This window comes from Bacteroidia bacterium, from assembly GCA_027493955.1.
GTDB lineage: Bacteria > Bacteroidota > Ignavibacteria > SZUA-365 > SZUA-365 > JAOSJT01.
Genome location: JAOSJT010000001.1, coordinates 514,316 through 527,026, shown reverse-complemented (window position 1 = coordinate 527,026; position 12,711 = coordinate 514,316). Strand labels below are relative to the sequence as shown.

General features: G+C 58.6%; 11 protein-coding genes. 3 read left to right on the top strand and 8 right to left on the bottom strand.

Features of this window, described 5'->3' with window-relative positions; all coding sequences use genetic code 11:
• Positions 1-6 precede the first annotated feature (6 nt).
• Together M5R41_02060 and M5R41_02055 are read left to right on the top strand one after the other, a co-directional pair.
• Positions 7-828, top strand: coding sequence for a purine-nucleoside phosphorylase (locus M5R41_02060; protein MCZ7555174.1), 822 nt, complete (start codon positions 7-9; stop codon positions 826-828).
• Complete coding sequence (locus M5R41_02055; GenBank protein MCZ7555173.1) at positions 828-3,125, top strand: hypothetical protein; 2,298 nt, start codon at positions 828-830, stop codon at positions 3,123-3,125. Before M5R41_02060 ends, M5R41_02055 begins: the two co-directional genes overlap by 1 nt.
• A gap of 176 nt (positions 3,126-3,301) precedes the next feature.
• Here the strand turns inward: M5R41_02055 and M5R41_02050 are convergent, their stop codons facing one another.
• The 7 genes from M5R41_02050 to M5R41_02020 form a co-directional block, all read right to left on the bottom strand.
• Positions 3,302-3,526: a hypothetical protein gene (locus M5R41_02050; protein MCZ7555172.1), complete on the bottom strand. Its 225-nt coding sequence runs from the start codon at positions 3,524-3,526 to the stop codon at positions 3,302-3,304.
• A gap of 110 nt (positions 3,527-3,636) precedes the next feature.
• On the bottom strand, positions 3,637-3,987 hold the full coding sequence (locus M5R41_02045) for a nucleotidyltransferase domain-containing protein (protein ID MCZ7555171.1): 351 nt from the start codon (positions 3,985-3,987) through the stop codon (positions 3,637-3,639).
• Positions 3,980-4,402: a nucleotidyltransferase substrate binding protein gene (locus tag M5R41_02040; GenBank protein MCZ7555170.1), complete on the bottom strand. Its 423-nt coding sequence runs from the start codon at positions 4,400-4,402 to the stop codon at positions 3,980-3,982. The genes M5R41_02045 and M5R41_02040 overlap by 8 nt, the downstream gene beginning before the upstream one ends.
• Before the next feature lie 121 nt (positions 4,403-4,523).
• Positions 4,524-4,721: a hypothetical protein gene (locus tag M5R41_02035; protein ID MCZ7555169.1), complete on the bottom strand. Its 198-nt coding sequence runs from the start codon at positions 4,719-4,721 to the stop codon at positions 4,524-4,526.
• 129 nt (positions 4,722-4,850) lie between these two features.
• On the bottom strand, positions 4,851-6,431 hold the full coding sequence (locus tag M5R41_02030; GenBank protein ID MCZ7555168.1) for a hypothetical protein: 1,581 nt from the start codon (positions 6,429-6,431) through the stop codon (positions 4,851-4,853).
• Between the two features lie 113 nt (positions 6,432-6,544).
• The gene (locus M5R41_02025; GenBank protein MCZ7555167.1) at positions 6,545-7,048 is read right to left on the bottom strand and encodes a class IV adenylate cyclase; all 504 of its coding nucleotides are present in this window, start codon (positions 7,046-7,048) and stop codon (positions 6,545-6,547) included.
• 60 nt (positions 7,049-7,108) lie between these two features.
• Positions 7,109-7,531, bottom strand: a complete 423-nt coding sequence (locus M5R41_02020; protein ID MCZ7555166.1) for an META domain-containing protein — start codon at positions 7,529-7,531, stop codon at positions 7,109-7,111.
• A 512-nt stretch (positions 7,532-8,043) separates the two neighbouring features.
• Here M5R41_02020 and M5R41_02015 point away from each other — a divergent pair.
• On the top strand, positions 8,044-9,270 hold the full coding sequence (locus M5R41_02015) for a hypothetical protein (protein ID MCZ7555165.1): 1,227 nt from the start codon (positions 8,044-8,046) through the stop codon (positions 9,268-9,270).
• Positions 9,271-9,365: 95 nt separating this feature from the next.
• Here M5R41_02015 and M5R41_02010 read toward each other — a convergent pair whose 3' ends face one another.
• Positions 9,366-12,692, bottom strand: a complete 3,327-nt coding sequence (locus M5R41_02010; GenBank protein MCZ7555164.1) for a T9SS type A sorting domain-containing protein — start codon at positions 12,690-12,692, stop codon at positions 9,366-9,368.
• Positions 12,693-12,711: the final 19 nt, after the last annotated feature.

Below are 12,711 nucleotides of genomic sequence, written 5' to 3'. Positions count from 1 at the left end.
GCCGGAATGGAAGCACTGCACGCACACCCTCCGCAGGCTATGACGGACGCCGTCATCGCATTCACCGGACGGCGCATTGACGCCGTTGTCGTGCTCGGGTCCGGTCTGGGCGGCTTTGCGGAAACAGTACACAACGTGCGTCGCATTCCTGCCGCGGAGTTACCGGGCTTCCCTGTCTCCGGCGTCGCGGGTCACGCGGGCGAGCTTGCCACCGGAAGCGTCGCGGGACGGACCGTCCTGGCCTTTGTCGGACGACTTCACGGGTATGAGGGGCATGATGTTTCCGCTGCCGCGTTTCCTGCGCGCATTGCCGCCCGGCTCGGCGCACGTTGTTTCATTGCCACGAATGCCGCGGGCGGTTTGCACACCGCATATCAGGCCGGCGACCTGATGCTTATTACCGATGTCCTTGTCTTGCCGCTCGCCCGGCGTATGGGACTGGACCTCCACGGGCCGGGAAGCGAAGATCATCCCCTGCCGAGACCGTTGTTCTCCGAACATCTTATGCAGCTCGCACGCGATGCCGCCAACGAAGGACGCGTACGGCTTCGCGAAGGCACGTACGGTTTCTGCTCGGGGCCGACCTACGAGACGCGCGCCGAAATCGGAATGTTTCGTCTGATGGGCGCCGACGCGGTGGGCATGTCCACCGTGCCCGAGATTCTCGCGGCGGTAAGAAATGGCATCCCCACACTCGGCATTTCGTGCATCACGAACAAGGCAGTGACGGTGCAGCAGCGTGTGACGCACGAGGACGTTACCACCGTCGCCGCGCAATCCGCCGAACAGTTCTCGCGACTGCTGACCGCGCTGCTCGGACGATTGTAATGCGCAGGTATTTTCTCCTCCTGGTCTTCCTCATCCCATGGTTGTGTACCCCGCCCGCCGTGGCGCAGGACAGCAGCTTCATTGACCTGCGGGGCAAAGCCGCATTCCGTCCGGGAGACGATGACGTCTGGCGCAGTAAATACATCGATGAAATCGAGGAATGGAATTTCATTCCCGTACCCGGTGCCTGGGAAGCGAACGGTTTTCCTCTTCTTGACGGCTTCGCGTGGTATCGCGTCCGATTTCGCGTTCCTCACGCAATGCGGGGGGATTCACTGCTGCTCGTCATGAGCGCTGTGGATGACGCGGACGAGACCTTCCTCAACGGCGTGCTCGTCGGAAAAAGCGGTGCCTTTCCCCCGAACGTCCGCTCCGAACTGCGGTCCCTTCGTGTCTATCCCCTGCCCCGTTTCATCCGCGAGGAACACAATCTCCTCGCGGTGCGCGTGTTCGACAAAGGAGATGACGGCGGTATCACCGGCGCGATTTTCCGTATCATCCGGGCGGAGGACATCGGCAAGGTGCTCGATGAGATCGTGGACACTCCGGCGGAAGCGGCGTCACTGTACATTTCCAACGGCGTCATGGTGTCGGCCATCAGCGCAGACAGCGGCATCGTGCGCTGGAGCAGGCCCCGTCTGTATGACAGAATTTCGCAGGACCTCTTAACGGAAAACACTCTCAGCCAGCTGCAGCTCACATCGGGAGAAGATGGCAGGCCCCTGCCGCCTCCGACGGGTATCGGGTTCATTCCCGGCACAGGGATTCTTCACGCAACGTTTCCCGGTGACCTCGAGGTGTACTGGTATCATCCGCGGGACATGGAACAACGCGTGCTGGTGACGGCAATACGCGCACCCGCATCCACTCCGCGCGAGAGCGGCATAGGTTTCACCTTCGACCGACCGGCGTGGATGTATCGTGCGCTGACGACGGAGGATCCAGGTATGCGGACGACCTATCACATCCTGGTGTATAACAGTTGCTGTATGGAACTCGCCGAACGCGATATCGACCAGGTCATGGATCAGGGCGAGGCAGTGTTCGGACTCGACGCGGAGATCGCGCGGTGGAGGTCGCTGCACCGCGAAGCGCGCTACATACCCGGTTTGCTCGATGCCAAAGAACACGCCGTGTATTCGCAGTCGCTGATCTCTCTTCTCCAGGCGACCGTTCGCGAGCCCGGTGGGGGGTTCGGCCAGATACTTTCCGGCCTCGAACCGCGGTCCCGCGCGGTGTGCATACCCGCAGACCACCTGCTCGCGGTGCGTGCCCTGGCGGCGGCGGGCTTGGGCAGCGTCGCGCATGACGCCCTACGCTTCGTACACAATGCGGAGCACGCGCAGTACACACTGTTCGACGTCTACGGAAACGAGAGAGGTGTCGGATATCCCTACCTTGTACCTCCGGTTCCCTGGGACGGCTCAGGAAATGAATGGCGGTGGCCGCGCGCCGATCAGGCTACTCTGCGCTTCGACGGGCCTGCCTGGTACATCGAGGCAGTTGACGCATTGCGTGAACATGAGCGCAATCGCGTCATCACGTCGGGAGCACGATTCGACGACAGCGCCTGGGTTGCGCCGTGGTGGCAGCAGTTGTCGACGCAGGTCGCTGACATCCTCACGTATCGGCTCGACAGCACCGGATTACTCAAGCAGGATGACAGCCCCTGGGGCAGCGGTCTCAGTGAGCTGCCGTCGGTGCATGGCAGCGTCCGCGCCATACACGCCCTGGGCATTGCCGCGCGCTTTGCCGAGTGGATGCGCGACGACCTGAAAGCCTTTCTCTATCGCGATGCGGCACGGCGCTGCCGCGACGGTGTGCTCGCCCTTCTCCGGCGCGTCGTGACATCTGACAAAGCTGACGCCCTTGACGCGCGTGCGTTGCGCGTGTTCCATCCACTGCTCTGCGATGCGGTTGCACTCGGAATCTTTGAAGCCGCGAGCGAGGAGACCGCATTCATCCTCGATATGGTGGAAACATCCTTCTCGGTGGAGGGCGAAGCGTTGCATTACCATGCGCGTCCGGATGGAGACTGGTTCGAGCGACAGGTCCGTCCGCAAATCGCCCTGCGCCTCTGCCGCGCGTATGCGGCCGCGGGGAAACACGAACGCGCCGAGGCGCTGTTCGCAAAAGTCACGAGCATTGCCGCCGCACACGGCAACATGCTTCCGGAGTTGTACGATCCCGTCACCGGAAAATTTTACGGTGCGCAGCCATCCATCGCCACAGCCGCAGACTACATTCTGACAGCAGAACGGATTCTTCTCTCCCGGATGAACAGTCAACAGCGGTGAGCCCATTCTCCCGTGACAAGCGTGCATCGGTTGCAGTGCAGAACGTCAGCCGGGCGTACTGTGCCCGCCTGCGAAGAATACTGCGCCGTACCGAATCATTGAGCGATGGATGACGGACGGCCTGAGGAGCGCTTGTCTCGCGGGTTTGGGTACACCGCGCCTCTGCCTCTCCGCGCTTACTCTCCGGAATCCCTCACACGCTTCCTTCCACCCAGGACGAAACCGACGACCGCCGAAAGTACCGCGATCACCGGACCGCTGAAAAATGCGCCGGTCATCGCCGCTTCCAGTTCCTTGTCATGGACATTGGGTGAGAACAGGTGCACAAGAATGTATCCCAGCACGGCGCCGGAAATGTATCCCGCGACGGCGCCGAGAAAGGTATACAGGAAGCGTTTCATGTCTGTGTCTTCCTCATGAAAATTGTTGAACCGCAAGCCGGCCTATTCCCCTCCTGGGATATCTGTCGCGCGTGACCCTCACCGCTCCTCATCGCTAACACGAACATCAACTACCGCTCGCCTTCGACCGTGGTCTCTGTATCGTTCCCGGCGACATCCGGAGCCCGTTGCAACACCTCGTAACCAGCTTCTAAAATCACATCCCTGAATGCCTCCGATGTGGCATGCCAATCGAGTACATCCACACGCATGGGCAACACGGAATCGACGAACGCCTCCCGCAGTGAGCGCAGAGTATCGAAATCGAGTCTCGCTTTTCCAATGATCACCAGGTCTATGTCCGAGTACTCTTTTACCTGACCGCTCACGCGCGAACCGAACATCCAGACCTCGCAGTGCGGGACATTTTGTGCGAGGATGCGCCTGACGAGATCGAGATGACGAGGATCGAGATCAATCATTCCGCACTTCCAGATTCTCGAGAAGTGATTGGGCTTCAGGGAGGAAAGCGTATGCGATGCGCAGCACCTCGTCCGCGACTTCGGGCTCGTAGGTATGTGTTGAAATATTCCGTGCATCGTGAAAACGCATCCATGCTTCCACATCGGAAATGAGCCGCTGCTCGGCGGCATGCCGAAACAGCTCGCGGCGCGTCACCCCGTCAACAACTGTGGCACCGACGTTCAGCTCAAGCCAGCGTTTCATGAACTTCCAGGCGAGTTCATAGGTGAATTCAAAGTGCTGGATCACGCCTGCTCGTATTGCGTCCTGTGTAATCCTGTCCAACGATGCCATGAAATACTCATCCTTGCTCCGGGTACTCACCCCGCGCATGGCGATGATCGCTTTTCGGAAACTGTCTAATGAAAGCGGCATGTGCCATCTCCAACTCGTTGAACATCCGGCGATCAGCATCATACACGACTCAAGCAGGCACAAGCCCCGCCCGTTGTTGCAGCTTTCACGCCATGATGTCCAATATACTGCATAAACCGAATCACGGGTATATGGGCACCGGATGGGCAACGCGATGACAGCGTGAAAGACGTGCGCTCAGCTGGCTCCCCCGGTATTTCATGCCGTCCCGGCGGAGTTTTGCGATGTAATACACCGGGAGGCCGTCTTCGCTGAATGTCGCACGGGCAGGCAATGGGACGAATACCAACGGCGCAAGGAACGCGACGAACTGCATCACCGCGCTGAGGTCCTGCAGCGCATCGTGCTTTGAAGGCGCGGATGCGAGAGAGCGCGTGTTCAGAAGGTGGCATCCCTACGTCACGCATCGCCAGGAAGGGTCACGTAACAACATTTTTCCCTTACACCTTCACTGCAATACCATTCCACGCCGCGCCGAGCCACCCCCGACCATACGAAGCATCAACATGTAAAAACCCGGCGTCAGCGTGCCCCGATCAAGCACAAGCTCGTGCTCCCCTGCGAGCATCCATCCCTGATGCAGGGTGCACACACGTCGGCCCGCAAGATCCTGAAGCGTGGCTTCCATGACGCCTGCGTCTCGAAGCGCAATGGTGACGTATGCACGTCCCTGCACCGGATGCGGCCGCGGTGCGCTGATGGTAAGTCCTCCCGGACTCGCGATTACGCCGTACTCCGTTACATGGGGCAGACCGGGTATTGTGACATAGTGCTCTCCTCCCCACTCGCCGTCGCCATCACTCAGCCGGAAAGCTATCAACGGGAGACGGCGAGTCGGCCGCGCTTCGACGTGAAGGCGGTAGAAAAACAGCAGCGTGTCCCCGCGATTGAGCAGTGTATCGCCGTCCCAACGTCTCGGCGTGGCATCGTCAAGACGAAGCCCATCCGCTCCCGGAAAACGCAATTCCGCATGGGTCAGCCGTATCGGCAGCCAGCCCGATTGGAAAAACAGCCCCCAGTGCATCTCGATCGGATTCGGGACGTAATCGGTACTGTCTTCATTACAAGCAAGACTACCGGGCAGTTCTCCCCTCGCCTGCGCACAAATGAATCCACTGAGAGATCGCGGCAGACCGGGAACGGTCAGGGAGCACTGTGTCGTCCACGGCCCCACAGGCAAGGAATCCGGTCCCAACGCGGTAACGGCGAAGCCCAGTGTGCTGCGAATCGTATCCCTGTCCAGATGCGTCCAACGCAGCGACCACGTGACGGTGGGCGCAGGTGTACCAAAGGCGGGTCTGGCGAGTGAATCCGAGATGAGCACCGTCGCCTGCTGCTCCGGAGGATCCAGTACCAGATGCTCGGGGAGAGTTATTGTCGCTTCAACCTTTCGGGCGGCTGTCCCTTCAACGCGATTGATGCACGTGAGCGTCACCATGAAAGGATTGGGACTGTACGGCGCCGCGTCGTCGGCTACCCGTGGAGGATCCGCAATCGTCGCGTATGGTGAAAAATCTATGTATGCCGGATCAGGAACATCGAGGATGGTTTCGCAGTGTGCGCTGTCCCCACGCCTGGTGAACGCACGGACACCGACCGTGGAAACTCCCCCTTCGAATATCCGGAGTAGTCTCACAACCGAAGCGGATTGTCCCGGGAATATCCACGCGGGCGTGAGCGGGACGGTAGGCAGCGAATCCCGATGCGTCAGCATGCCATTCCGCGGAAGCACGATGGTGGCGAAGACGGAGTCAGCGAGTTGATCGCCGGTATTCGTCACCGTGATGGTTACAGGCAGCGGATCAGGCTCGAAGCGCATTTCCCGAAACAGCCAGCGAAGCTCCGGCACCTGGACCGTGCACGACAGCGATGGTTTTGCCAGCTTTTGTTGCTGGGCTACCGCGGCGCCGTGCTTCAATCCGAAAAGCAGAAGTATGGCGGTGATGACTACGCGGACGACAATTCGTGCCGCCGCTACGCACAAGTATCCGGAACATCGTCGGAAAGGTCTGGAAAGGTGTGTGTGCATTCTTCACCTGTTACGAATGTGCGAGATTGCTTCAGCTCATGGTACATGAGAAGGAACCTCAAAGCGGAAAAAAGTTACAGCTGACTGATTTCGCGGTGGACGCGCGTCAATCCTCACAGCATGTCGACGTACGCGCAGTCTATCAGGGAATCCTCGGCGATGCCGAGACTGTGCATCAGCGTTGTGGCCTCCCGCATTCCGTCTCCGCTCCTCTCATCATCGTTCAGGACGACTTCAAGCTCCATAAAACTCCCCAATCCCTCCACCCGATCGATGTGCACGCGTGTGCGACCGATCATGAAGAGCGTCCTGTGTTTGACGACACGTCCCACTATGCCGTAGGCCATATCGAGCGATTCTCGCAGGCCCTCAGGATCCATGGTGGGAGTGATGTGGTAATACGACTCCTTCGGTCCGGCCTGATCGCCTCTGCGATAATAGATCAGCTCCGCATGCGCTTCGGAGAGCACCCGTAATTTCAACCGGCCGTTTTCACAACGGAAGAAGGTGTCGTCCTGCTCCATTTCAAACGGACCGCTGTCCGCCAGCTCACCGACACGAGAAAGAAAATCCTCCGCATTGTCCAGCCGTGCCTTGATCTCGATATTACGGGCCATCGTGTCTTCCTTGTTGCATTTGAGAGAATGGGATCCCGCGTAGGACGGGTCTGCCACGCATCAGCGCTTTCGGAAGATCAGCAATTCGTTTCCGTTTGCGTCGTACAACGTCAGTTGTGTGGCATTCCATTGATACTTTTCGCAGTCAAGCAACAATTGCACATAGAGCGCTTCCGCGCGCATAGCATCCTCCGGACCCGCCATCTCGGTCATACTCAGCGAACCTACGGAAAATCCACCCCCCGCGGTTGTGGAATAGGGACCTCCATACAGATTCACCGCGGCGGTACCGGACATACGACCGCCGCTGAAATCGGCAGTGATGGTGAAGTCGCCGGGATGCAGCGAACTGACCGACCATGCCACGAGGCGCCATTGCGTCCCGTCGAGTCGTCCGCGGGAGAAATCATCCTCGCTGCAGCCAACGATACTCGAAAAGAGCATCGGAAGAATGCACAGGACTGGCAGGAATCGTCGTTTCATTCGGTGTTCCGCATACAGCGATTTCACGACTCCGGTCCCGGCCGTCAGCCGTGGTTTCGGATGATAGCCTCTTTTTTCGTACAGCGTCATGAATTGTTCCATCGTACAAACTGCAATGTTGCAATTGTCAGGCATAAAGTCCAGTGTAAAAAAAATGCACGCCCGGATGCTTCGCTGTCACCGAGCAGGCGAAAACGGACAGCACACGATCCGGAGACCTGCCACGGACGTGCGATCGCGAACAGTGCAGTCCCGTGCATTCTCGAATGCGGCCACTGTCATCGGAGTCTGGAATCCCGTATATTCCCCTGTTGCTGAAAAATGCCTCTCCCTTACGCACAGTTCGTGAGCGGAACAGGATGCAGCGTGCATGGCGTCCATAGCTCGTAGGTTACCGGGACTGATGCCCATCGGGGAGAGTTCCCTCCGTTACTTCCGCAGGGCTTGCACTCCCGACGGCCGCGCACCTTTCAGCACGAGCACTGCGGCTATTCACTTCCCCGAGGTTATCAATGCGCTATAACGACAGCATCCAACGAATGCAGCAGGATCCCCGCTATCAGAACGCATGCAACCTACTCGACGCACTCCTTCGTTGCGTCCTGCCGGAGTCACAGGATCTCGTCGCACTGTACGGCATTCAACACGCGCAGGTGATGCGCGGGGTATTCGAACGGCATTTAGAAAGCCACCCGGAGGGCTTCGGGCAACGCAGACCGCACGTGGATAAGGCGTCCACCGAGATTTCCGATGCGCGCAGTCAGGTGGAGGAAGGCATAGACTTTCAGCGCCTGCAATTGCGGGTGCTGTTCGGGGACCTCCCCGATGCGGTGGATCTCGAACCGCTCTACGGTCACTACGCCGAGGAAGTACGGGAAATTATCCGTCTGTTCCTCAAGTACCGACTTTCGCGCAAATGCGGCATTTCTTCCGTCGCGCATCTGAGCCGCGTCGGCGCCGTCGTACGGCGGCTCGGTATGGACAATGACGGCGGACATGTGTACTCCACCGTCGGATTCATGCACGATGCGCTCGAGGATCTGCTGGAACGTGTTCCCGATGCGCACGGTGAGCCCTATGGCGTCCACGGCTATCAACAGTTCCTCGATCAGTACACATCGCCGGAATTGCATTCGCATTTGCGCATGGTGACGAATTTTTACGACCTCCTGCTGACGGAAGCCGACAAGTTGCTCCGAAAGAAGGACAAGGCCGTCACCAAGGAGAATGTGCTCCATGTTCTGGAGGAGATGTACCGTTTCCAGCGTGTTGATATTCATCCCTATATCGAGAAAATTCACTATGTGCTCGAGGATGCCCGCTTCGAGGATGGGCTGATTGCGCAGGCGAAGTGGCTCTGCTACAGCGAATTGTACATTCGGGAAATGGCGATATACACGCACACCGCCGGGGACTACCGTACGTTCGAGATAAAAGCCATTGATCTTTCCGACAATGGACACGGCAGGGAATCCCTCGCGCTCGATTCGCGCATCAAGAATCTGATCAAGCATCAGTCCTACGCGACCTACGGCAACATGCTCAACTCCACCTGGCATGGTCTGAACAAACGTGTCGGGGAACTGCAGGAAGACGCGCTTGTCCACTCCGAGCACATGATCATTCAGGACCTGCTGCAGCGTCAGTCGTATATGGATTTTGCTGTCTCGGCCATACACAAGATCCAGGCCTTGCGCTCTATTCTCTTTCTCCCTGAAAGGAAGCTTCGGTACAAATGATCACCTCTGGAACAATAAATCCCCGGCACTACCATCGTACTGCCGGGGATTTTTTTTCCAGTCTGTCCCGCACTGCGCAGAAGAGTGTGGGCGTATCAGGTTTTGACGATGCGCCGGACGATCACATGGTTTCCGTAGCGCACGTGCAACAGGTACACCCCGCGTGGTGCTCCGCTGATATCGATATTGCGATTGAACAACCCGCGAGCGCCCGTATCCACGATGCGCGCAACCGTCTGTCCAAGCAGATTGGTGGCCGTTATTTCCAGACCGATGCCCCTGGTAATCTCGCCACTGACGGTGACGCGTCCGCTCGTGGGATCGGGATACACGGAAATTCCGCGAGGTTTGGGTGCTTCAACAGAAGGACTGCCGACAACGGTCAGCGGATCCGAATCGGTGAAACAGCCGTCGACGTTGAAGACGCGTACGACATAACTGCCCGAGGAGGCCGGTATGAGGCTCCGCCCCGTCGCACCCGTCAGTATGCTTCCATCTTTCAGCCACTGATAAGCTACGGCGGGAGTCGAAAGCAAGGTATCACCGCTTCGGGTGATTGCGGGTTTTGTCGGCGGTGGAACAACGGTTACGGAAAGCGGCGGCGACGTACCTCCGCAGCCATCCGCATTCACCACAGTCACGAAATAGCTTCCGCTGCTGGTGACTCGAAGCGTTGCTCCCGTGCTGCCGTTACTCCACTGATAATCTACAAAGCCCGGGGAGGCAACAAGCACCACAGTATCCCCTACGCAGACCCGTGTCGGCGTCAACGCCTGTACGGTCGGCGCGGGAGCGGGCACCACCGTGATCACGACGGGATCGCTGCTGCCGGAACAACCGTATGCATCAGTGACACTGACAGAATAACTGCCCCCACTGCGCACGGTGATACGACGGGTCTTTTCGCCCGTGGACCAATCCCAACTCAAGAAATCTCCACCGTCCAGCTGTACGCTATCCCCTTCACAGATGCGCGAGGGACCGCTGAGTGTGACCACCGGCTTGAGTTGCGCGCGTACCTCGACGACGACGGTATCGGAATACATCACGCACCCGCTACTTGTGCCGACGCGAACGAAAAATGTTCCTGCGGTGCTGACTCTGATGCTTCGGGTCGTCGCTCCCTGACTCCAAAGATAGGACGTGTAATCCGCACCCGCGTCCATGGTCACAGCACCCGTGGGACAGATGGTGACGGTATCGGGAAGATTCAATGCGGGACGTTGCTCCATTGTGACCGTAAGCGAGACGGTATCGGAACGACAGCCGAAGGCATCCATACCACTCAGAGAATACGTTCCCGCCCGCGAAATCGCGATGGTACGGGTCGCCTCACCGGTGGACCAATCCCATGACGCAAACGTCGGCGTGCCATCGAGATACAAGGTGTCGCCGGGACACAGCACGGGAGGTCCCGACGGAAGAATGCCTGCTGTCGGACGTGTCCGGACAATCACTTCAATGGTATCCGAAACAGCCGTGCAGCCGGCTGCATTCCTGGCCTGAACGAAATAGCTTCCGGAACTTCGCACCACGATAGCTGGAGTTTTCTCGTTGCTTGACCATGTGTAAGTATCAAAACCCGGACTCGCCGTCAACGTGACTTCTTCTCCCTCGCACAGCGTCAGAGGTCCGCTGGCGGAGATCGCGACCTGCGGATCGGAGACAGTGACCACGAGGGTATCGGAATTCCAGGTACAGCCATGGTCGTCCGTCACCGTGACGAAGTAGCTCCCGGCTTGCGTCACGAGGATGGAGTTCGTCGGCATACCGGTGGACCATTGGTACGAAGGGAAAGCTGCATTGACACCGACGAGGACGGAACTTCCCTTGCACAGCGTGAGCGTCGGTCCGACGGTCAACCGCGGATTGGGAGAGCTACGAAAAACGACTTCCACCGGTGCTGAGGTCGCTGTACGGCCGGCTCGGTCCATGACCGTCACCGAGTAGCTGCCGGCGGTGGAGACGACGATGGATTGCGCAGTGCTCGTGGTGTTCCACTCGTAGGTGTCATAACCGGGATTGGCGACAAGGGTTACGGTTTCACCAGGACACAAGGTGATGCGCCCCGAGGGCGAAATAACCGGCAGCGGCGGCACCCCGATATTCACCCCGGTGGACACAGTGGGTGACGTATAGCATCCGGCGGCATACAGCACCCGCTGCATGGTCAGAACGCAGGTCGCGGAATCAACGCGGGGAGCGGCGGTAAAATGCAAATTCAACAGCGGGCCGGGTCCGGTGACGGGGACGGTAACTCCGGAACGCACGCGCGTGTACCCGCTTACCGGATATCCGATGAGGGTCGAGCCGGCGAGAGGCGATCCTGCCGGTACGGAGATCGAATCGAGCACCATGCACTGAGAGGTGAATTGCAGATCCATGTCGAAACTGTGCAGCAGCCCGGGAGACACAGAGCTGATGCTGACCGGTATCACGAAAGGTTTGGTGGCGAGCGCCTCGGTAGGTGGAAAACTGAGCACCAAAGGTGTCCGACCGCTCGTATCCATCACCGCGCGGTACTGATTGTTATCCATATCGCTACCGGAACACACGCCGGTGACTTCGAGCTCGACGAGGCGAAGCGTACCGTCGGTGCATGACGTTGTGTAGTCGAGACGGCATACCTGAAAATCATCTGCCACAAGCTCGTAGGCGTCGCGAAAGGCCTGCGAAACGGCAACAGAGTCTGTCGCCAGGATGAACGCACCGCCAGTCAGATTCGCGAAGGCGCTGAACTCGGCAGTCGGCACACTTGCGCCAATGCCGATCACGATCACCGGAATTCCCAGCCGCACCGATAATGCTACAATGGAGTCCGGTGCGTGAAGACTGGAATTGTCCCCACTGTCCGTCGTGACAATTATGGCCCGGCGGCTCTTCGATGCGGTAAGTCCCAGATGTGTCAGACCCAGGTAAATCCCGGAATACACCCCGGATTGTCCGGAAGCGATGAGCTGGTCTGCCGCAGCCTTGAGTGCCGCTGTGTCGGTTGTCATGGATTGTACAAGCGAGGGAGTGGAAGCAAAATGCAGCACCGCACCTTCGTCGGAGGATTTCATTTTTTCGATCGCGGCTTTTGCCCCAGCCTTTATCCACCGGTTCCCGGCTCCGATCGTACTCCCCGAGCCGTCCAGCACCAGTCCGAGCGAAATGTCACCCACCAGCGTTGTGTCCGGACAGTACTTCGTGAACGCCGTGACGGGGAAGCCCTGCTCGCGGAGGGAAAGTTGCTGCACCGTATGGGAAAAATTCAGCTGACCACCGCATTGGATGCTGTAAAACACGGAAATGCCCGGCCAGTTCCTGACAACACGCTGAATACGCAAATCCGGCTGACTGTGAGCGACTGACAAGGAAATAAACAGAACCGGTATTATGAGAGTGAGACGGCGCAGGTTGGTACAATACGTTTTCATCATTTGCTTCCTCCTTTTTCGC